Annotated in this window: 19 protein-coding genes; 7 read left to right on the forward strand and 12 right to left on the reverse strand. The window is 52.8% G+C overall.

The window, feature by feature from the left end; genetic code table 11:
- The first annotated feature begins 15 nt into the window (after nt 1-15).
- A complete protein-coding gene (locus QET40_RS10180; RefSeq protein ID WP_280127058.1) occupies nt 16-1,056 on the forward strand; it encodes an FAD-dependent oxidoreductase in 1,041 nt (346 codons plus the stop codon).
- 98 nt (nt 1,057-1,154) lie between these two features.
- On the opposite strand, the gene QET40_RS10185 is transcribed toward QET40_RS10180, so the two are convergent.
- Together QET40_RS10185 and hisF are read right to left on the reverse strand one after the other, a co-directional pair.
- Nucleotides 1,155-3,119, reverse strand: coding sequence for a family 20 glycosylhydrolase (locus tag QET40_RS10185; RefSeq protein WP_345783074.1), 1,965 nt, complete (start codon nt 3,117-3,119; stop codon nt 1,155-1,157).
- 175 nt (nt 3,120-3,294) lie between these two features.
- Nucleotides 3,295-4,059: an imidazole glycerol phosphate synthase subunit HisF gene (hisF, locus tag QET40_RS10190; RefSeq protein WP_280127060.1), complete on the reverse strand. Its 765-nt coding sequence runs from the start codon at nt 4,057-4,059 to the stop codon at nt 3,295-3,297.
- A gap of 98 nt (nt 4,060-4,157) precedes the next feature.
- On the opposite strand from hisF, the gene QET40_RS10195 reads away from it, so the two are divergent.
- The 3 genes from QET40_RS10195 to QET40_RS10205 all read left to right on the forward strand — a co-directional run bounded on the left by QET40_RS10195 (nt 4,158) and on the right by QET40_RS10205 (nt 7,636).
- Nucleotides 4,158-5,924: a potassium transporter TrkG gene (locus QET40_RS10195; RefSeq protein ID WP_280127061.1), complete on the forward strand. Its 1,767-nt coding sequence runs from the start codon at nt 4,158-4,160 to the stop codon at nt 5,922-5,924.
- An 11-nt stretch (nt 5,925-5,935) separates the two neighbouring features.
- Nucleotides 5,936-6,640, forward strand: a complete 705-nt coding sequence (locus tag QET40_RS10200) for a TrkA family potassium uptake protein (RefSeq protein ID WP_280127062.1) — start codon at nt 5,936-5,938, stop codon at nt 6,638-6,640.
- Nucleotides 6,641-7,000: 360 nt separating this feature from the next.
- Nucleotides 7,001-7,636: an RNA-binding protein gene (locus QET40_RS10205; protein ID WP_280127063.1), complete on the forward strand. Its 636-nt coding sequence runs from the start codon at nt 7,001-7,003 to the stop codon at nt 7,634-7,636.
- Between the two features lie 137 nt (nt 7,637-7,773).
- Here the strand turns inward: QET40_RS10205 and QET40_RS10210 are convergent, their stop codons facing one another.
- The 6 genes from QET40_RS10210 to panC form a co-directional block, all read right to left on the reverse strand.
- Entirely contained in the window at nt 7,774-9,294 is a 1,521-nt protein-coding gene (locus tag QET40_RS10210; RefSeq protein WP_280127064.1) for a beta-N-acetylhexosaminidase, read from the reverse strand.
- Nucleotides 9,294-10,322 carry a biotin/lipoyl-containing protein gene (locus QET40_RS10215; RefSeq protein ID WP_280127065.1) on the reverse strand — a complete coding sequence of 343 codons (1,029 nt, stop codon included), beginning with the start codon at nt 10,320-10,322 and terminating at the stop codon, nt 9,294-9,296. Before QET40_RS10215 ends, QET40_RS10210 begins: the two co-directional genes overlap by 1 nt.
- A 192-nt stretch (nt 10,323-10,514) precedes the next feature.
- The gene (gene nagA / locus QET40_RS10220) at nt 10,515-11,663 is read right to left on the reverse strand and encodes an N-acetylglucosamine-6-phosphate deacetylase (protein ID WP_280127066.1); all 1,149 of its coding nucleotides are present in this window, start codon (nt 11,661-11,663) and stop codon (nt 10,515-10,517) included.
- 47 nt (nt 11,664-11,710) lie between these two features.
- Nucleotides 11,711-12,328: a peptidylprolyl isomerase gene (locus QET40_RS10225; RefSeq protein WP_280127067.1), complete on the reverse strand. Its 618-nt coding sequence runs from the start codon at nt 12,326-12,328 to the stop codon at nt 11,711-11,713.
- 115 nt (nt 12,329-12,443) lie between these two features.
- On the reverse strand, nt 12,444-13,103 hold the full coding sequence (locus tag QET40_RS10230; protein WP_280127068.1) for an ABC transporter ATP-binding protein: 660 nt from the start codon (nt 13,101-13,103) through the stop codon (nt 12,444-12,446).
- Between the two features lie 30 nt (nt 13,104-13,133).
- The gene (gene panC, locus QET40_RS10235) at nt 13,134-13,982 is read right to left on the reverse strand and encodes a pantoate--beta-alanine ligase (protein ID WP_280127069.1); all 849 of its coding nucleotides are present in this window, start codon (nt 13,980-13,982) and stop codon (nt 13,134-13,136) included.
- 115 nt (nt 13,983-14,097) lie between these two features.
- Here panC and QET40_RS10240 point away from each other — a divergent pair, with 115 nt between their 5' ends.
- The 3 genes from QET40_RS10240 (at nt 14,098) to QET40_RS10250 (ending at nt 16,432) form a co-directional block, all read left to right on the forward strand.
- On the forward strand, nt 14,098-14,745 hold the full coding sequence (locus tag QET40_RS10240) for an OmpH family outer membrane protein (protein ID WP_280127070.1): 648 nt from the start codon (nt 14,098-14,100) through the stop codon (nt 14,743-14,745).
- Nucleotides 14,746-14,778: 33 nt separating this feature from the next.
- Entirely contained in the window at nt 14,779-15,813 is a 1,035-nt protein-coding gene (gene lpxD, locus QET40_RS10245) for a UDP-3-O-(3-hydroxymyristoyl)glucosamine N-acyltransferase (RefSeq protein WP_280127071.1), read from the forward strand.
- Nucleotides 15,814-15,874: 61 nt separating this feature from the next.
- Nucleotides 15,875-16,432 carry an NUDIX domain-containing protein gene (locus tag QET40_RS10250; RefSeq protein WP_280127072.1) on the forward strand — a complete coding sequence of 186 codons (558 nt, stop codon included), beginning with the start codon at nt 15,875-15,877 and terminating at the stop codon, nt 16,430-16,432.
- A 186-nt stretch (nt 16,433-16,618) separates the two neighbouring features.
- Here the strand turns inward: QET40_RS10250 and QET40_RS10255 are convergent, their stop codons facing one another.
- From QET40_RS10255 to QET40_RS10270, 4 genes are all read right to left on the reverse strand, one after another.
- Nucleotides 16,619-17,527: a hypothetical protein gene (locus QET40_RS10255; RefSeq protein WP_280127073.1), complete on the reverse strand. Its 909-nt coding sequence runs from the start codon at nt 17,525-17,527 to the stop codon at nt 16,619-16,621.
- 130 nt (nt 17,528-17,657) lie between these two features.
- Complete coding sequence (locus tag QET40_RS10260) at nt 17,658-18,791, reverse strand: Rid family hydrolase (RefSeq protein WP_280127074.1); 1,134 nt, start codon at nt 18,789-18,791, stop codon at nt 17,658-17,660.
- 31 nt (nt 18,792-18,822) lie between these two features.
- Nucleotides 18,823-20,646 (reverse strand): c-type cytochrome, encoded by a 1,824-nt coding sequence (locus QET40_RS10265; protein WP_280127075.1) that lies wholly within the window; start codon nt 20,644-20,646, stop codon nt 18,823-18,825.
- 9 nt (nt 20,647-20,655) lie between these two features.
- A complete protein-coding gene (locus QET40_RS10270) occupies nt 20,656-21,585 on the reverse strand; it encodes a hypothetical protein (protein ID WP_280127076.1) in 930 nt (309 codons plus the stop codon).
- Between the last annotated feature and the right edge of the window lie 6 nt (nt 21,586-21,591).

The raw sequence follows: 21,591 nt of genomic DNA on the forward strand, positions 1-21,591 counted from the left end.
ATTCCGTCTACTTCCATGAATGTTCTAATTATCGGTCAAGGCATTGCCGGCACCTGTCTTGCATGGGAATTGCAGAGACGAGGCGTGAACTTCATGGTAGTAGACAAGCCCTTGGGCGAGACGGCCTCCCGCGTGGCTGCCGGTCTTGTCAATCCGATGACGGGTAGAGCTTTTCGTCCGGGCTGGAGGCAGGCTGAGTGTTTGTCTGCCGCTGCCGGATTTTATCCTGAAACGGAACGAGAACTTCACGGATCATGGTGGCAGAAGACCCCTATTTTCCGGGAATTGGAAACGGAGGATCAGCTTGAAATCTGGAAAGAACGCCAGATGGACGAAGCTTCATCCGCTTATGCCGGTCCCTTGTTTCCGTGGCCGGAAGGTTGGAATGGCAAGGGTAGCGCGGCTTATACGCGCGGCGCTGCTGTTCTCCATGTGGAAGGATTTGTGAATGCAGCTCGTGCCTTGTGGGTTTCCGAAGGCAGATTGAAGGAAGGTGTGGTAACGCCAGAATCTGTCGTGTCGGATGGCGATGCGTGGCTGTGGGATGGAGGCAGATATACCCATGTCGTCTGGTGTACGGGCTGGGAGGCCGGACTTCACCCAGCCATGGCTCCGTTGAAGGGCAGACCGTCCAAGGGGACGATTCTCGATTTGGCACTGCCTGAACTGGAGTGGAAATCGGGTATTCTGCATTTTGGTCATTGGCTGGTACACAGGGACGGTATCTGGCGTTTCGGTGCCACCTATGCGTGGTCTTGGGATGATCCGGGCGTTCCGGAGGCTCCAGCCATACAAGAGCTAATGCTCAGTATCGTTCGCAGATACAAAGGCAGCGATCTTGGCTATTTGAGGGCTCGGGCCGCCGTCCGTCCGATTATCCGCCGCAGCCAGCCGGTTGCCGGCCCTATCCCGGGATTGGCCGGGCAATACGTGTTCTCGGGGCTGGGCAGCAAGGGTGTGACGACTGCGCCGTGGACAGCTGCGGCACTGGCCGCTTTTTTGCACGAAGGGACGGAAATTCCCTCGGATTTATCTCCTTCCTCATTTTGGAAGTAAGGTTCCCTCTGTTCCTCCTCTTCTAGGAAAGTTTTCCCGGAAACCGGCGTAGCTGGACTAATCGACGGCTCCCGGGACAAGCGGAAATCCTGAATGATTCACGGAACGGTAACTGTAAGATTTTTGATCTCGCCCTTGAAGTTTCCTGTTTTCTCAAGCGGGAAGACGAGGGTGCGAACACAGGCGATCGCCTTGTCTTTGCCTCCGCGTGGAACACGGATGATGTCGAGAGATTCCTTCAATTGTCCGTTTACATACAATTTGGTGCTCCGGCTATCTCCTTCGATACCCAGTTGGACCTCCTTGTCCAGAGGTACCGTATAGTCAAAGGTGTACAGATAACCGTCGCGCTCGAAACCGAGTTTTCCTTCCTTCGGGTCACTGAGGTAAACCATGGCATTCGGGGACTGGAAGAGGATGGTTCCCTTGGGATTGTCTGCCGCTTTCAATGTGAAGTCTACGCGATATCCATAACCGATTTCCTTCATCCCGGTGCTTTCCCCGGAAGCGAGGGTTTCTTTTTGCAGGATGATACCCTTGCCGTTTCTGACTCGGCCCATGATATTGACACCGGGGGCTTCGCTGAGATTTTGGCGGAGTGATTCGAATTGTTCAAAGGGTCGCAGTCCTCTTCCTCCCGTCCACATCTTGACGGCAAGCGTTTGCATGGCGGGGAAGACGCGGTGGTGGACATCCTTTTCGGAAATGCCGTTGCCGACGTGGTCGTTCCACACGGCGAACATGCCGCCTTTGATTTTCGGATCGCCTTCTTCGAATTTCGCGTTTCCGATTTGATTGGGTTCCCAGGAATTATACAGATGCTTCGTATTGAGATAATTGTAATAGTATCCTGCTTCCGGGACAATGTAGAGCAGGCCATCCGGGATGCTGACAAGGTCGTATCCCTGTTTTACCATGTTTTTAGGCTGGGCATAGTTGTTGTGCCATGCGTACATGAGAACATTGTCCGCTTTGACCGGAGTATCTCCTTTGGCATGGGTCAGAGCACCCCAGATTGCTGCCTGTTTGCCGTAGCTTTCCACGAGGCGAATGTAGTGGTCGGTGAAAGAACGGAACTTTTCAACGACTTCCTTTTTGGCGTTGGAGTATTCATCCGTGCCGATATGAACCTGTTTGCCGCGGAAGACGGGGTTGGGGCCGGAGAGATACTCTTTGAATAATCCGTCCATAAACGTGTAAGTCTCCGGGTTGAAAAGATCCAGGTGATCCATGCCATATTCCTTGCTGCCTATTTCGGGTTTGTAGTGCGAAAAGGCCAGAGAATGGGCGGGAACGTCGATTTCGGGAATGATGTTGACGCCTCTGCTTTCCGCTTGCTTCTGGAGATTGATGAATTCCGCCTTGGTGTAAGAACCGTCCTTGGCCGTCAGGCCTGGATAGGTATCGCATTCCAGCCGGAAAGCGGCATAGGTCTTATCCCAGTCTTCGTCGAAAAAAACCTTGAATCCATTGTCATTCAGATGAATATGGAATGTATTCATCTTGTAGTAAGCCATGAACTTGACGTAGTCTTGAAGGAAGTTGATCGTGAAGAATTTGCGCCCGCAGTCCAACATGAATCCCCGGATCGGGTATTGCGGGTAGTCCAGAGTTCTGCCCTTGGGCAATTGAAGTTCGGGGGATTGTTCAAGAAGCTGGAGCATGGTGCGCGTTGCCCAGTATACTCCCTTCGGATCATTGCCGATGACGTTGACGGTTTCATCGATATCAAGAGAATACGCTTCTTCGTTTTTGTTCGGCAGTTCCCCTAGGGAGAGAATGATATCTCCGGGATTCGGCTGGCCGATGCGCACGGGGATCTCCCGTCCGAACATGGTTTTGATATCCGCAGCAAATTCATGAGCAACAGGCATGAGCTTATCCTTAACGACACTGGGGATGACAATTGCCGTTCCTCCGGTGAATTGCCATATGCCCTCGTCTCCGACCCACTCTCTGAGTTCGGGAATGACAAACGGTTTCTCATTCGGCTGGGCAAATGCCAGAACGGGCCCCAGCAGGGACAGAGAGGATAAAATGAAGAGTTTCTTGATCACGGACAGGAATACGTACTCTCTGCGATGAATCTTTCTCCATTGTAACGGGAAGACGTGCTTGAAAGAAAAGATTGGAAAAAACCAACGTATCCGATGCCTTTGGAGGAAACAAACAGGAAGCTCTCGGCGGCGGTGTAATTCATCCGGACCGAAACCTGTTTGCCCGGATGTTTCCGTTGGCTTAGCAGAGGGGACGTACGGGGATGCCCTTCGTTGTGAAATAGGCCTTGGCTTCCGGTACCGTATGTTCGCCGAAATGGAAGATTGAGGCTGCCAGGACAGCATCGGCCTTGCCTTCCGTGAGGACATCGACCATGTGATCCAGGTTGCCGGCACCTCCGCTGGCGATGACCGGTATGCCGACAGCTTCGCTGACGGCTCGCGTCAGGGCAATATCGTAACCCGCTTTGGCTCCATCGGCATCCATGCTGGTCAGCAGGATTTCCCCGGCGCCCCGACGTTCTGCTTCGAGTGCCCATTCCACGGCATCCAGGCCGACGAAGTTGCGCCCGCCGTGGGTGTACACTCCCCATTTGCCGGAGGCCAGGCGTTTGGCGTCAATAGCGACGACGATACACTGGTTGCCGAACGCCGTAGCCCCTTCATTGATGAGATCTGGACGATTAATGGCTGCCGTATTCAGAGAAACTTTGTCGGCTCCGGCCAAAAGCATTTCTCGCATGTCCTCAACCTTCCGAATGCCGCCGCCGACAGTCAGGGGCATGAAACAGCAGTCCGCCGTTCTGCGAACAACATCGACCATCGTTGCTCGTCCGTCGGATGAGGCTGTGATGTCGAGAAAGACGAGTTCATCCGCTTCCTGCCTGTCATAGGCCATAGCACATTCGACAGGATCACCGGCGTCGCGGAGATTGATGAAATTGGTACCTTTGACGACACGACCGTTCGTGACGTCCAGACAGGGAATGATACGTTTTGCCAGCACGAAGACCATGTAGCCACTATTTTGCCGTGAGGGGAAGCTCAAATTGCGCTTGTTAGCGCCGAAACAAAGGGTAAACTGTGCATCTGCCTCCTTTCGTCATGGACACAGCACGGAAACGATACAACCTGTTCAGCCGAACCTCCCTCGTCGGGCTGGCATTGATGGTTGCCTGCGTTTTGTGGGAATTGGGCTGGCCTTTGGAGACGGCTCAGTACGAGAACATCGTCATGGCCCTGAATCTGGCGACAATCGCCCACTTGGTGGGAATTATCGGGGCTTACGTTTATTGCGAGGAAAAAAGAAGACCTCCGCTGCGCCTCCTCATTTTTCAAATCATCGGTTGTTTGGTGATCTTCGGTCTTTTGGTGAGAGAGGATACTCTTTCTCCTGAAAAAATTAAACAGGGAGAAGTTATCCGTCTGGTCGCGACGATTGGCTTGGTGCTCATCCCCTCCCTCGTTTCTCTGACGCATGTCTTTCAATGGCTGATCAAGCGACAGGGCAAGCCGGTGATGCCTCCGGCTCTGCAATTCGTCGTCTCTCTCATTTGTGCGGTCCTTGCCGGGAGTGGCCTGTTGATGTTGCCTAATGCCACTCATGGAGATATCCCCTATCTGGACGCTTTGTTTACCAGTGCCAGTGCCGTATGCGTGACGGGGCTTTCATCTGTGAATTTTGCCGAACAATTTACACTGACGGGCCAAATTTTCGTCCTGTGTCTCATTCAGATTGGCGGTCTGGGCGTCATGACGTTCGCCTATTTTATTGCCATGATCGCCGGGCAGGGTGTTTCTCTCAGGGATCGCGTTCTCCTGCGAAATATCTTTGACGAAAGCAATTTGAATGCTGCTGTCCTATCTGTCCGTCACATTGTTATCAGTACTCTGTTCCTGGAAACGACCGGAGCTCTCTTTCTCTATTTCACATGGAAAACCCAGGGGGTGGATCCGGGATCAAGCCCTCTTTGGTGGCATGCCATGTTCCATGCGGTTTCCGCTTTCTGCAACGCCGGATTTTCAACTTTCCCGGGAGGACTCGGTGCTCCCGGACTTGTCGCGTGCCGCTTGGGCCAGTTGGTGATCCTGTGCCTGATCACCATGGGGGGACTCGGCTTTCCCTTGTACCAGGAGGCTTGGTATCATTTCAAACGATGGTTGCAGGAACGCAAGAGTACGGCTCGCATGCGTAAAATCCCATGGTCTCCGTACAGCAAACTTGTTCTTTGTACCACCTCGATCATCGTTTTTATCGGTACTTTATCCCTGTTTCTGGTCAATACGGATTTGGGAAGGGAAATGACATGGACGGAGCGTCTTTGGGTTTGCCTGTTCGATAGCATTTCATCCCGTACCGCAGGTTTTGCCATTACCAACATGGAGTTCTACATGCCGGCGGGTTGCCTGATTATTTGCGCACTCATGATTATCGGCGGTAGCCCTGGAGGGACCGCCGGGGGAATCAGGACAACGACGGTTGCCGTAGTTGCCGGGGAAGTGTTTCGCGTCGTCAAAGGGCGTAAGTACGTTCAGTTTTTCCGGAGGCGAATCGACCAGTCCGTGATCGAACGATGCCTGTGTACCATTGCCGTGTGCGGTGCATGGGTCGGCGCTTCGACCGTTCTGGCATGCTCGTTCCAACCGGAGGGAGTTGCTCCTCTGGATATGTTCTTCGAAGTATGCAGCGCATTTTCTACATCGGGTTTGTCGATGGGGGCGACATCGTCCTTGTATGACATTCCCAAATGTATCGTTATTATTAACATGATCGTTGGCAGGGCAGGATTATTCCTGTTTCTTGTGGCTCTGGCCGGCACTCCCGAACCCAAGCATTTCCACTATCCCGCCGTTAAAATACCTCTTACCTGAATTAATCCCCTATGAAATACACTGTTATCGGACTTGGCCAGTTTGGCCGGAATCTCTGCCTCGAACTTGCTGCCCGAAAAATGGATGTTGTAGCTGTAGGCAATACGGAAGAATGTCTGGAAGATGTCCAGGACCAAGTGACCTATGCCATTATTTCGGACTATACAAACCCCAATTCTCTCAAGGAATTGGAGTTTGACGACGATTCCGTGGCTATTGTTTCCATTGGAGACAGCTTCGAGGAGAATCTTTTGGTTGTTTCTTACCTTCAGCAAATGGGTGTCAAGCAGATCTATGCCCGCGCCCTCAGCGATGTTCACGAGCACATCCTCAAACAGATGAACGCCAAATTCATCAATCTGGCGCAAGTGACAGCCCGGCAGTTCGCAAGTCAGCTTCAGTCCCCTCAATTCCTCAGTGCAACGCCTCTGGACGAGTCTCATGCCATCGTCGAAATGGCTGTTCCTGAAAATTGGATCGGCCGCAAGTTGCGCGATGTCGAACTCAGAACCCGCTTCAAACTGAACTTGTTGACTATTCGTCGCGGTGATGTGCCGGAGGATCGTGAAGGAGTCATGGCCATGCCGCGCAACCCCGTTATCGGAACGCCCGATCCCGACCTCGAGTTCAAGCCCGATGACATCCTGATTCTCTTCGGGCGCGAAGATAGCCTGACCCGTTTTGCCGAGTATATTACCGAAGAACAGGAAAAATAGTATCGGTAGCGCATCTTTCTGGGGGAGATCTGTTTTCTTGAGTAGGAACGAAATCCCCTGAAATGCTACACCGGGAGGGAAGGGAGCTAGCACGAAATGGTGGTTCGCGCACCAATGACGATATGTCGGCTTGCCCTTGGCGGCAAAACGTGAGAAAGAAAATTGTCCTTATACCAGACTGCCTGTTGACACAACTCTCACTCTTCCTTCGGGAAGGCTCTGCCGCAGGGATTTCGCGCGGCTGGGCGTTTTTGGGTTGAATGCATTCGGAAATGGGCAAGGACGCAGCTCTGCATCCGTGGATGGAATCGATAAGCCCGGATGCCAGTTACCGCATCATACATATAATAACAGTACCATATGTCTCAACATTATACATCAGGACGCCAGGGTCATGGGCCCCAGCGCCGCAACAACAGACAGGGTAGATACCATGGAGGCGGGGACCGCAAAGGCGGATTCAGGCCCAACCGCAGCAATGCTCCCAAACCGGTCAAACTTACCTTCTGGCAGAAAATTCTGAAATTTGTCGGTCTTTACAAACCGCCGTTCCAGAAGAAAAAAGACACACCTTCCAGATTCGTCGAAGGTAAAACCGGAAGGACGAATATTCGCATTGCCCGTTCCCGCGAAAGCAGGACTCCCATCTCCCGCCAGCCCGTTAGCGTACCCCGCCTCTACGTTGGCAACCTCTCCTATGAAGCTACGGAATCCGATTTGGAGGATCTTTTCAAGGGGATTGGCGCCGTTCGCAGCGTGGAAGTGATTTACAATCCCCGGACGCATAAGTCCAAAGGTTACGCATTCGTGGAGATGCAGTTCATGGACGATGCCGTTCGTGCCGTTACCGTTCTGCATGACCAGCCTTTCATGGGGCGCCTCCTTACGGTAAGCGCTGCCAATGAACGTCAGGAACAGGCCAGGGATGACCAACAAACCGGCCAACCTGACTTGCAGGAAACCGGCGTAGGCGAATCCCGCCAGGATGAGGCCTGATTTTCCAATTTCCACCTGGAAGATTGCAGGAAAGCCGCCCGTAACAAGGCGGCTTTCTTATTGCTGTTGAATACTGAAAAAATGTCCTGGAACAAATCCGGAATCGACGAATTGAGAGAAGGGCTGGGGGAAATGGATTATTTTTTGGCAGGGCGCTCCAAGGAGATGTTCCACTTCTTTTGCATGATATTCCGATGTTGGTCCAGCTTGCCTTGGAAACGTTCCCACGAACGAACGTCGGCTGGTGACCATCCGGCTTCGCTTAGTGCCAATGCACGGGGGTAAGCCATGTAAAACGCCTTGTTGATATCGGGGATGCACTCTCCCCACATGGTAGCTTCTACGCCGACGATATGTGCAGCGTCTTCCTCCGTAAGCCCGCGTCCCGGATCCAGCTTGTAGGTTTGTTCCAGGGTTGTGGTAGGCATCCATCCTCCGGCTGGTTCTTTTTTGGGCCAGTCTCCGGGGAGTTGGGGATAGTCGAGATAGCAGTGTTCTCCAGGAGAAAAGATGAGCTTTAAGCCTTCCTTTCGCGTCCGGGCAACCGTGTCGGGCGTCAATCCCAATCTCCAAGTGTAAACCGTCGATCCTTTCGGATAAGAGGCGATAGGTTGCTCGTACCAGAAAAGAGGTTCCTTGCCGGCTTTGTTCACGATATCCGTCAGCCGGGAAAAAAACTGGATCATTTCCTGACGGGCTGCTGTTTTCATCGCGTTGTTATCTCCGTCTTTTGGCTCAGCAATCCCGGCAGCCTTGCGCCATGCAGCGCATTTCGGACACTTCATCCAGTTGTCCTCCGGAGCTTCGTCACCACCCAGATGAATGTAGCGGGAGGGGAAAATATCCTTGAGTTCCTTGATGACGGCTGTGTAGAATCTCCAAATATCGGGATTGCCGGGACAAACCAGTTCCTTCGTTACTCCATTCGAGGTAAACACCTTCAAATTCGGATTCGGAAAACAGATGAATTCCGGGTATGCGGCGGCAAGGGCTACATTGTGCCCCGGAGCATCTACTTCGGGGATGATCTCCACATTCTTTGCTGCGGCGTACCTGACCAAATCCTTGAGTTCCTGCTTTGTGTACATGCCCCCATGCGGCTTGCCGTCGCCATTGGTCTCCTCGCGGTGCGAGGCAATAGTTTTCAACCTGGGATACCCGGGTACGGGCAATCTCCAGCCTTGGTCGTCCGTAAGGTGCAGATGCAGCCTATTGAACTTGTAATAGGCCATGACATCAATGAACTTTCTGATGTCGGATACGGGGATGAAATGGCGGGCGGGATCCAGCATTAGGCCGCGCCAGGGATAGCGGGGACTGTCCTTGATCGTACCGCAGGGGATTCCTTTGTCTCCGAATTGGGAGATCAACTGATCCAGCGTACTGTGTCCATACAGTCTTCCGGCGGGAGTGCTTGATTTGACAAAGGCTTCCCGGGGAGTGATGATGAGTTCGTATGCTTCGGGATCAAGGCTTTTGTCGATAACGTTCTTGATTGGGAACGGTTTTTTGAGGAGGCCGTCGTCTGTGATGATTTCCCTGGGCTCCGGAATAATATATGCGGGACGTTCCGTAAAATCGGGAGCAGCCGATGCTGTAATTCCCTGCCCGAAAGCGAGAGAGAACAAGGCGGTAAGGGCAGGGAAGAAGGGACTCATCAGAAGAGCAGAAGTACAGGATTTTCCATGAGAGTCTTGAATTCCGAAGCAATACCTGCGGCTTCACTCTGGTCGAGCAGAGTTGAATTGATGTATAACGTTACCGGGAGAAGTAACTTGTTGACTGGCTTGCCCGCTTCAAATCCGGTCTTGGGCCGTGTTCCTCCCAATGCAATGAAAGCTTCCGGATGGGATGCCAGTTTTTCCCGCAAATTCGGCACGGGCAGGCCGGCATCGGCCAGGATGATGGACGGAGTTGTCGATGAAGCAGGAGAAGGTTCCCCGGCTTCCGCTCCGATGCGGGCACGGGCGATGTGGTAAATGGTCTTGTTTGCTGCCTCGGATACGGGGATCTCGCGGTTTCCCTTGTCCATAACCATGACCAGATCAATTGCTCCATCCGGGCGGCTTTGACGTGACAGGCAAGCTCGCACGGATGCACGGGCAACGTAGTCGAACAGGGAATAGCGGCATCCCATCAGTTTTTCACACTGGACGGCGATGGGCATACTGATGGCAGCCAGCTGTGACATGTCCGCCGGGAAGGAATAGGCATAATAACCGTCCATACGGACGACGACAGAGGAAACGCGCATTTTGACGGAGGCCTTTTTCATGATAGGCATGGTGTCCTTTTTGCTGGCCTCTGCCGCATCGTGAAGGTCGCAAGACATGATTTTGCCGTGGGGACCGGATCCTATTATTCCGGAACAGTCGAGATTGAGTTTACGGACTATGGCTGTCGCCAGCGGGCTCATCCTGGGAGTAATGGAGGGGGGAGATACCAAGTCATCCTCTTCAAGCATGGCCAGTTGCTGACCGTCAGTGACCTTGCTCCCTTCTTCGACACTCAGCTGGGTCAGGACGCCACTGTCGGATACGAGAAGTTCCATATCGGCGTATTCTGTCTGCAAGTCGGCGATGTGGTCTCCGGCTGCGACACTGTCTCCGACACGTTTCAGCCACCGCGATACGGTAGCTTCCATAATCGTGTCGGATAAACGAGGCATTTCAATTTTGATCGACATAACGTGAATCCTTACGGTTTTATACTGCCACAAACCTCCTCCGATATTCAACGCTTCTTCTCCGAAAAGTTTATTTCGTTCTCGGAACTTTTGCCTGATATTTCCTCAAATTCAGAAAAAATCCCGGAGCAAGAGAGTCCTCCTGCTCCGGGATCAAGACGATTGCCGGCGATTCCGGTCATCGTGTGTTTTTTAGGCACTGAATTTTTCTTCGCCATCGATGAAGACTTTGGCTGTGCTGAAATCGTCGTTCAGCAACACCATGTCTGCGTGGAATCCGGGAGCAATTTTGCCGAGACCTTCCAGGCCGAGGGATTGGGCCTGGTTCCAAGAGGTCGCTTTGACCAGTTCGCTTAGGGGCAGTCCTGTCAATTCATGCACATTACGCAGGCCGTAGGCGTATTTCAACGTACTGCCGGCGAGATTGCCGGATTCCTGAAGGCGGGCGACTCCGTCCTTGACGATGATAGGAAGACCTCCGAGATCTCCGGGGCCGTCGGGCATCCATGAACAGGCGAGGGAATCGGTAATCATGAGCATTTGATCCGGCTTCTTGTTGGAGAACACGGTCGACAACATATCCCCGCAGAGATGGATTTTGTCACAAATGATTTCGATTTTGATTTCTTCATCCAGAAAACCGGAGCCGACCAGGCCGATTTCCCGGTGGTGCATCGGCGACATTTGGTTGCAGAAGTGAGTCAAGTGCACCAGTCCCGCAGATTTGGCAGCTTTAAAATCAGCATGGGTTGCCGCGCTGTGACCAGCGGAACAGCGAATGCCCTTGGCCGTGGCCTTGGCGATGAACTCAACGCCGCCGGGCATTTCAGGAGCTAGAGAGATAAGAAGCACGGGGGCGATGGAATTCAGATGTTCCACTTCTTCGATGCTTGCCTGGCGCACATAAGCCGGATTTTGAGCGCCACAGCACTTCGGGTTGATGAACGGACCTTCGAGATGAACTCCGGGCGTTTTGGCGAACTCCTGCGTTTTCCGGTATTCCGCTACTGTTTTGCATACATCTTCCAACACCTTCGGCGGCAATGTCAGCGTTGTCGGCAGCCAACTGGTGACGCCTTCTTTCATCTTGCACTCGGCAATGACTTTCAGACCGTCCAAGTCGGCGTCGCACGTATCGTGACCGCCTGCGCCGTGGCTGTGGATATCAATGAAGCCGGGAAGAAGCATTTTGCCTTCGGCATCAATGACCTTGTCGGCTACGGGAAGTTCCGTTCCGGGTTGCAGAATACGGACGATTCGACCGTTTTCCGTTTCAACCGAGGCACCGGCAATGTCGATACCCGGAGAAATGATGCGGGCGTTTTTGATCAATGTTTTCATAATATGTTTGTTGTACGGTTGAGTATGTTACGTTTTGTTGAAAATTCTTATGGTTTCTGTTGTACCGGTGAGTCAAGGGCTTTGTTCCAAGCGCGAACCCGTTCGGCTTCTTTTTTCAGAACAGGTTCCGGAGAATCGACAATGGTGACGGACTTGATTTTATCGCCTTTCCGGATGGCATTGACGACATCCTGTCCGGCCAATACCCGGCCGAAGACCGTATGTTTGCCGTCCAGATGAGGCGTGGCGCGGTGAGTGATGAAAAATTGAGAACCGTTGCTGTTTGGTTGTCCGGTATTGGCCATCGATAGAATGCCGGGCCCATTGTGAGTCAGTCCTTCTACAATTTCGTTCTCGAATGAATAGTTGGGTGTGCCGTATCCTGTTCCCGACGGATCCCCCGTCTGGATCATAAAGTTGGGAATCACACGGTGGAACGTTACTCCATTATAGTATCCGCGTTTCGCAAGATTAAGGAAATTGGCGGCGGTGACCGGCGTCTTCGAGGCATACACCACGAGGTGGATCTGACCCTGCGTCGTATTGAGGATAACCCGGACGTCCTTGAGTTCCTGGGTATCTGTACCGTTTCCTTCTGTTGAGGCAAACGACAGACAGATCATCAAGGCGGCTAGAGCCGTCATTATGGCGATGAACTTTTTCATAGTCATACTCTGTTAGCATGGAATTCCCCGGGGAGCCAGAGTAAATCTTCACATGAAGACAGATCGGTGCGGGCTTATGACGCGATGGTCGAACAAGAGGGGAATTGCTGGATTTTTATTCGGAGAGGATTTGCCCGTCAGTGATGGTAATAATGCGGTCTCCCCGTTGGGCGATGTGGTGGTCGTGGGTGACGATGACCAGGGTTTTGCCGTCTTCGGAAGCAAGATTGAAGAGGAGGTTTAGGACTTCGTCGCCATTACGGGAATCGAGATTACCCGTTGGTTCATCCGCAAAGATGATGGATGGATTGTTGGCGAGGGCGCGGGCGATAGCCACACGTTGTTGTTCTCCGCCGCTGAGTTCTCCGGGCAGGTGATCAAGCCGGTCTCCGAGGCCGACGCGTTCCATCAGGGATTCGACATAGGCGGCATTTTGTTTTCCGCTGATGGAGGACGAGAGACAGGCGTTCTCCATGGCGGTCAGCTCCGGCATCAGCAGATAGTTTTGGAAGATGAACCCCATGTGCTTGTTGCGGAACCTTGAACGGGCCGTAGTGGGAAGCGCGTAGATATCCTGTCCGGCAATGACAACCTGTCCGGCCTGGGGTGTTTCCAGTCCGGCCAGGGTGTACATGAGGGTTGTTTTTCCTGCGCCGCTTGGACCGCAGAGGAAGACTTTTTCCCCTTGGGAGATGTCGATGTCCAGTCCATGGAGGACTTCAATCGTCTTTTTGCCGATTGTATAGCTACGGTGAAGGTTCCTGGCGGTGATCACGTCGGGAGAATAGCGGGGAGAAGATGAGAATTAAAGCTCAATGTTGTCAATGAGGCGGACATCTCCGAAGAAAACGGCCAATGCCATGAGGGCGGGAGAGCTATGGTCGTTATTGTCGAGGGATTGCATGGTTTCTGCGTGGACGATTTCGATGTAGTCCACTTGAGTGTTGGGAACGGATGCAATTGTTTCCAAGGCATTGCGGCGGATGGTATCGAGGGATTCCCCTGCGGAGTATTCGTTACGGGCCTGGAGGAGGAGCTTGCGGAGAACCGGTGCTGCCTTTTTCTGATCGGGCGTTAGGCGGGCATTGCGGGAAGAGAATGCTAGTCCGTTGTCGGCACGGACGATTTCCACACCGTGGATAGTAACCGGAATATCGAGGTCGCGTACCATGCGGCGGATGATAGCCAGTTGCTGGAAGTCCTTTTTACCGAAGATGGCATCCGTTGGTTGGACAATATTGAAGAGTTTGGCGACGACGGTACAGACCCCGGTGAAGTGGCCGGGGCGGGAAGCTCCGCAGAGTTTAGTGGAGAGACTGTTTTCTTCAATGGCGATACTGCGGTCCGGGGAGTACATGATTTCCGGAGTTGGCGTGAAAACGTAATCGACTCCGGCATTTTGGCAAATGGCGAGATCACTGTCGAGAGTACGGGGATAGGTAGCCAGGTCGTTCGTATTGTCGAACTGGATTGGGTTGACGAAAATGCTGGCGACGACGATGCCTGTTTCTCCCGCCATTTTTCTGGCTTCCACGAGGAGATTCTTGTGCCCTTCATGGAGGGCGCCCATCGTAGGAACGAGAACGATTCTTTTTCCCTGTCGAACAGAGTTGAGCTGTTCACGCAATTCTTCCTTACTCGAATAGCTTTGCATGGGCTCAGGTTGCTTCCGTGATGACAAAAGTTCAATCACGAAATACGCCTGACTTGTATTGACGAATGTCCATGTACGTGTAAAATGCCCGACACGTCAAGATATACGAAAGATTATGAAATTTTTTAATACTACTCTGATTGCCGCCGCTGCCTTGGGAATGGTAAGTGCCGCCCACGCTGAATTGAAAGTTGCCACTGTTGATGTTCAGCAGGTCTTCAAAGATTACTATAAGACGCATGAAGCTCAGAAGGAAGTGAACAATGTCCGTAAGGAAATCGAAGCCGAAAACGCCACCCGCATGGAAAAGGTGAAGGCTATTGAAAAGGAACTGCAGGACATCAAAAAGCGAGGAGAAGATCCTTCCCTGAGTGATAAGGCCAAACAGAGTTTGGGCGAGCAATTTCAGTTGAAGCAGAACGAAGGTATTGCTCTGGAGAAAGCCCGTCGTGAATTCGTGGAACGCAAGAGTCGTTCCCTCAACGAAACCGTACAACTCAAAATGTCGGCTATTATTGAAGAAATCAACAAGGTTGCTACCGACAAGGCAACGTCCGGCAAGTTCGATCTTGTGCTCGACAAGAGTGCTGTGAGCGCAGCTCAGACGAAGGTTTTCCTTTACACCAATCCTTCCATGGACATTACCGCCGAGGTGAAAAAGGAACTCAACGCTTCTGCTCCTGCCGGCTTTGATCCGGAAAAGGACTCTGTGGACATTCAGGTGCCCGCTGCTGCCGCTCCAGCTCCGGCTCCCGCCAAGTAAAAAGTATTTGTTTAGCCCCCGGCTACGTGAATCATGAAACTTGATCTTGACTCATTGGTGACATTAACGGGGGGAACTGTCCTTTCAGGCGATCCCGGTGTTCTGATTACCGGGGTCGCTTCTTTGAAGGAAGCCTGCCGTGAGGAGGCTTCCTTCCTTGGAAACGAGAAATACTTTCACGATTTTCTGGAGACGAAGGCCGGACTTGTACTCGTGCCGCCGTCCCTGCCGAAGTATCCGGAAGGGGTTGTCCTCGTCGAAGTGGAAAACCCCTCCCTGGCTTTCAACTCGCTTGTTAATTACTTTCAGGCGAGTTCCTACCGTTTTACCCCGGGTATTCATCCGACGGCCGTGGTGGATTCCTCCGCTCAGTTGGATCCCGATATGGTGAGAATCGGTCCTCATGTCACCATTGGTGCGCATGTCGTGATTGGCAAAGGCTCTGATATCGGTCCGGGATGTGTGATTGGAGATGGTGCTGTTTTAGGTGAAAATTGCCGATTGCATTCCAATGTGACTATTCGTGAACGCTGCCGTCTTGGTAACCGTGTTGTGATTCAGCCCGGAGCTGTGATCGGCTCGGACGGATTCGGTTTCCTGATGGGAGAGGATGGCCGTTACGTAGGCATTGACCAGGTTGGTATTGTGGAACTTGGAGACGATGTGGATGTCGGTGCCAATACGACAATAGATCGTGCCAGGTTTGGTCGTACGGTAATCGGGGAAGGAACCAAGATCGACAATCTTGTCCAGATCGGACATAATGTCCAGATTGGCAAACATTGCGTGATCGTGTCCCAATCCGGCATAGCGGGCAGCACGGTCTTCGGTGACTATTGTACGGTCGCCGCACAGGTAGGTATTACCGGACATTTAAAGATTGGCAACAAAGTTACGCTGGCTGCCAGGTCTGGTGTCATGAACGACCTTGAGGACAACAGTATTTATTGGGGAACTCCTGCCGTTCCCTTCAAGGATGCCAGCCGCCAGTATGCTGCTATCCGTAAATTGCCGGGGATGCTCAAGGAACTGAAGGCCTTGAAGAAAACATTCTTGAGCGAGGATTGATTCTCCTCTTCCCCAAGATGGAAATCCTTTTTATTCCGCATGAGACGGACTTCAGGAAACTATGGACACAGCTCATTTGTCATCTCTCCTGACGGGGTATTCATCGCCTTTCCCCGAAGAAAGTATTGCACGGTTGCGTATGCTCTCTCTTTTGGAAAAAGGGAAGGATGCCTGGAATCGTGCTCATTACGAACCGGGGCATTTTACGGCTAGTGCGTATGTGTTGAATCCGGTTGACTGGCGTGTGGCAATGGTGTTTCACAGGCATTTGAAGCGTTGGTTGCAACCGGGGGGGCATGCGGAGGATTCCGATGCAACGATTGAGGCTTCCGCCCGCCGGGAATTGCTGGAGGAGACTGGTTTGGATCCCCGCGGGAAGTGGGAACTGCTGGATTTGGATATTCACGTGATCCCTGCAAGACCCGGACAGCCGGCTCATGAGCATTTCGACTTGCGCTTCCTGTGCCTTCCTTCACAGGAAATCCTTCCTGAACTCTGTGCGGCGGATGATGCCGAGGCCGCTTGTTGGCAGCCGATGGAATTGTTGCGGAAAAGCGACGAAGTCGGAATGCGGCGCATTTACGTCAAATTGGCTGAGTTCATCGGATCTATCCATTAATGAGAGAAGAGTCATTTGAACTCCGGCCTATCTGTGATAGGGATGACTCATTTGCCTGACCAACATTGGACGGTCTTCATCGGAAATTATCGGAGGACTCTGAAAAGCCTTTAAGATAAATCAGCGAGGGCGCGACCAGGAAGGGCTGCCTTCGTTTCTGTTCCCGGAGGAAGATAGGGTATGTTTTTATTTGGCAATTCTGAGAATGCGTTTGTCAACCATGGAGGGAAGCCAGATGACAGCGTCTTTGATGATGAAGTCGGCTGGTCCGTTGGCTGGAACCGACGTGGCGTTTTGTAGGGTGCCTGGGTCAGTCATTGAAACTTTTTTGACGGCGCCGGGTTTGTTGTTGGCTTCCCAGTCGCTGAAGTAAAGGACACCGTCTTCTTTGGCAAGACCGTCATATTGTCCTGGTTGAGAGACGATAGTAGAGACATCACCTGTTTGCAGATTGACGGCTTTGATTTGTCCCTGGGGTTTCCCGTCGGCAGTAGCATATTCGGCGACATAGAGGATATCCCTGTCGCAGACGAGGCCATTGGGGCTGGAGAGGGGGCGTTTGGTCCTGAATTCGATATATTTGCCGGAGGCCGGGTCAACGGTAAAGAGTTTGTTGATATCGGTGGCCGAGGCATAGAGGATGCCGTTTTCTTCTGCCAAATCATTGAGAAAGACCATTTTTTCCCGGGATAAGTCAATGTTTTTAACCTGTTTGCCGGTTTTGATGTCGATGCCGACGATACGATCAATGTCAGTGACGTAGAGAATGTCTCCTTCAATGACAGCTCCCTTGGGGGCATCCAGTTTCACGTCGGGGAAAGCATTGGGAGAGATGATTTGGCCGGACTTATCGATCGTTGCAATGAATCCGTCGCCATCCTTGACCGTGGGAGTCATTTCCTTGCCGATGCATGCCGTATAGAAAATGCCATCTTTTTCAGCGACGCTTTCCGGGTGCCCTGGCAGTTCTGTTTGGCTTAAAATGCTTCCGGATCCCTGAGGGAGGGCAGGTGTCTCGGAGTATGAGGCTACCGGCACCATAAGCCCTAGGATCAGGCTCCATTTGGCTATAAAGGTCGGAGAATCTATCTTCATCGGTCTCAATGTTGCCTTACCTACATAAGGCCTTGGTAAAAATCCGTCAAGAAGTAAAAGAACCCATCTGGGCAGACTGCCTTGATGGGAACTTGTCCGTCCAGCTTTCGTAAGGTGACGACTTTTTACTTTAAATGAGAGGGTGAAAGGCGGAGGAACCTGCTGAGTTGACGGCGATGGCGTCGATTTCCACCAGCCATCCGGGACGGCAGACAGGGGCTTTGACTATGATGTGTGGGATTTGTCCGAGGGGAGACTTGTCCAGGATTTTACTGACGATTCCGGCGTCCGCCCAGTCGCGAAGGTAGACGGTTGCCTGTTTGAGATCTTCCAGTCTTCCTTGGTGGTTTGTCATGAGGGCTTGAATGTTTTCCAGTGTCCGGATGGTTTGGAGATTCACATCGCCGGGATGAACGATTTCGCCGGCGGCATCGATACTGGCAGTGCCCGAGATGAAGTAGCGGGAGCGGTCTCCGTAGATTATTCTGGTGCCGCGTTCGAAGGCGACATTGTACAAATGGGTAGGGGAAAGGTGATCCAACGCTTCCATGTATTCGACTTGCGTGGGAACATGACCGATTTGTCCCCAGCTGTCCATGTGAATGAGACGGGCCGGATGTTCGCTTTGACCTTCGATGCCGGTGCTGGCGATAAAATGGGTGTCTTTGGTCAACCCGTAGCGGGAGAATGTTTCGTTACGTCCGTTGACGAGTCCGGCGTAGTTGTTGTCCACATCGCGGCAGTAGATCCACGTACGGTGGATGAGGTCGGATACGGGGGTATGGAAGCGGGCGGCTACGGAGTCGAGCCAGGCGAATTCTTCATGGGTTTGGTCATGGCTTCCCTGGGAACGGAGAGAGGTTTTGCCTGTGAGCAACATAGTATAGTGCTGCCATTTGACCATGAGAAGCGAGCCTTGTTCATCCCGATAGATTTGTTTGTCGGAAGATCCATCGATATGCCATGCTTCCAAGGCTATTTTGGCTCCGTTGGCGGGCGCTTGTCCGATGCAAGTGACGTAGGACCGACGATTGCCGAGGAGTTGCTTGAGGAGGCTTGTTTGCCGGGTGGCATCACTCAAGTGGAAGCGGAGAAGGAGCTCGTTCTTATCGCCGCCGCAACGTTCATCGTATTCGGCAAGCAACCGTGCAGCTTCTTCTTCGAAACTCTCGCCGGGAGTGGCTGTCATGCAATAGAATCGTTCGTCCGTCGAAGCCGTACTTGTCCATGCTGAGGCAGAAGGCGCTGTGGATAGCGTACTCATGTTAGGAGAGGAAAGATGGCGGATAGATGATTCAGAGAGAACGAACATAATCGACGAGATCGTTAATTTGTTGTTCCGTCAGGTTGCTTGTCGTGCCGCGTATGTCTCCCTTGTTGTACTTGGTAATGACTTCCTTGATGGATGTGGTGCGACCGTCGTGCATGTAGGGGGCGGTGCGCCAGACTTCGACCAGGGAGGGGACGAGTACTTTTTTACCTTCGTCCAATCCTTTGGTGGTACCTGTTGCAACAAGTTGCTTGGTGGTGAAATACGGGTGGGGGTGGCACTGGATACATCCGGCGGATTTGAAGACGTCTTTGCCGCGCCTGGCGGAATCGGACAGAGAGCCTCTTTCAACGCCCGGCGCATGGCATTGGGCGCAGTTCTCCTTTTTAGTCTGTGCTTTGGAGGGCTTGTCTGCCAGCAGAAGAGGACTGGGTTGTTCCTTCATGTTGAGGAGGTATTCGTTGACACATTCCACATGGTCTTTGTCCGGGTTGATGAACTGGATGTGGATGAATCCGGAATTGACGGCTACTTCGGCGGATGCCCGGACCCCCAGGGACATGACGGGGCTTGTCCTGTGGGAAATGAACATACTACGCGTATTCTTCGGGTTGCCCATGCCATCGTTGAGCAAGTCCCAGTCGAGGCCGTCTACACAGGCGTCCGGGTGGCATGATGCACAGCTCTGCCATTCCTGGAAGCAAAGAGTGGCATCGTTGAAGTATTGTTCGCCGAGGCGTTCCCGGGATGTGTCTCCGGCATCGGGGAGTTTGACTTCGCGGGGTTCGGCGTATTCCTTCAAAGGCAGAGTGACGACATTGTCGGAGAAGTAACCGGCGGAGTAGAGATTGGTACCGTCCGTTGCCAGGGATCTGGGGCCGTTGAGGGGGAGACGGTGGCGGGTACGGATGCCGTTGAGGAAGCCGAGGCTTTCCGATGTTTTTTCTCCTTCTTTCAAACCGGCGATTTTTGAAACCAGGCCGGGGAAGTCGATGATACTGGCTTCATGGGTACCGGCGTGTGTGGTGATGAGTTTTTTCCCATCCGGGGTGAATTGAACTCCCCATGGATTGGCGGCTCCCTGGTTGGTGTCGTCCAGCAGGATGGCGTGGTGGTGTTCCGGCCGGGAGGTATCGAAAATGGTGACGGCATTGGTATTCATCCATCCGCGGTCCAGCTGGGTGGTGGGTACTTGGTAACGGCTGAGAATATGGGTGATGGCCAGGTATTTTCCATCGGGGCTCATTGCCATGCCGCGGACGCCCTGAGAACCGTTATCGAGGGGGAAATGGGTAACTTTATTACCTTCAAACCGGGTGAGCTCCGCTGCGGTGAAATCTCCGTCTGCCGGGCCTGCGGGAAGGTGGTTGGCGGCCCAGAGGGTTTTCCCGTCCGGTGAGATGGCAAGAGCTACTGGTTCGCGGGGGACGGTCAGGGTTTTGACGACTTCTTTTTTGTCGAGGTCGATAACGGAAATCGTACTGCTGAAGCGGTTGGGAACATACAAGGTTTTTTCGTGCTTGACCGGGGACATGGGGGTGTGACCGACGGCTATGTCCCCCAGAATTTTACCTTCTTTCAAATCAATGATGGCAACTTTGCCGGCCGGTCCTCCCATGGAGATATAGGCCGTGTCTCCATCCAGGCAGAATCCGTTGGGGGGAGCGGAGAGGGTAATCCCTTGCCGGATGGTGTTGGTGGAGGGATCAAGGAAGACCAGATTTTTAGAATCCCTGTTGGCGATGGCAATACCGCCCTTGTAGGGTTGCAGGGCGACAGGGGTGGCGGAACCGGCTCCGAAAGCTTGACTGATCAGAATGCCGGCGAGAAGAAGTGAAGACAGTTTCATGGTATGCTCCTATCGTACGGGTTGCTGGGTGAGAATGTTTTTATCCAATACTTGGACAGAGGAAATACGGGCGGCGATGGAAGGAGTACTTTTCCAGATAATTTTTTTGTCCGGGGTTACTTCCAAGACTGCCGGCCCTTTGGCTCCTCCGTGTCCCCCCCAGTTGGTGATGACAGTGTTGCCGTTGGGGAGACGTTGGAGTCCGGTGGCGAGGCCGATGGTTACGTCCGGAAGATCGTTTTTCCCGATTTCCCAGACGATATCGTTGGCAGGGTTGACTTCGATAATGCGGTGGGCGCTTCCTCCTGCAATGAGAGTGTTGCCGTTGGGGAGTCTGACGGCGGTAAATCCCCCTTCCGGGAATGTACGGATGACTTTGCCGGTGGCATCTACCTCCATGACTTTACCGTCCTGGATCTGCCTGGTGATGAGGTAGGTTCCAGTGGGCGTTTTACGGATCTGACGGAAGGTAGAATGTTTTCCGCCAAGATTTTTTAATTCGACGGATTTGACGATGTCGCCTGTCTTGCGGTCGATTTCCCGGATGAAGGAAATGCCGTCATGGCTTTCCCCGACCAGGATTTTTCCTCCGGGCAGGGGCTGGCAGGTGTGGATTTCTCCCTTTTTGCCATTGAGAAGGGGCGGTGACCATTCCCAGATAATTTTACCTCCTTTGCCTGAAGCAAAATCGGGTTGAATTTCCCGGATGAATCCCGCCTTGCTGGAATGGAGGATGTTGCCATTTTCCAGCATGACGGAGTCGGATACTTCATCCGGAATGGGCCAGTTCCATTTTTCGCGGCATTGATCGTCGACGATAGCGATTTTTCCGAATCCGCATCCGGACAGCAGGAATTGCCTGGCCGTTTCTTCCGCCCGGCAACTCCATGAGGAGAAACCGGCCAGTAGAAGAAGGATGCTGATGGTGCTACGTTTCACGGACTG

Source organism: Akkermansia sp. N21169 (assembly GCF_029854675.1).
Taxonomy (GTDB): Bacteria; Verrucomicrobiota; Verrucomicrobiia; order Verrucomicrobiales; family Akkermansiaceae; genus Akkermansia.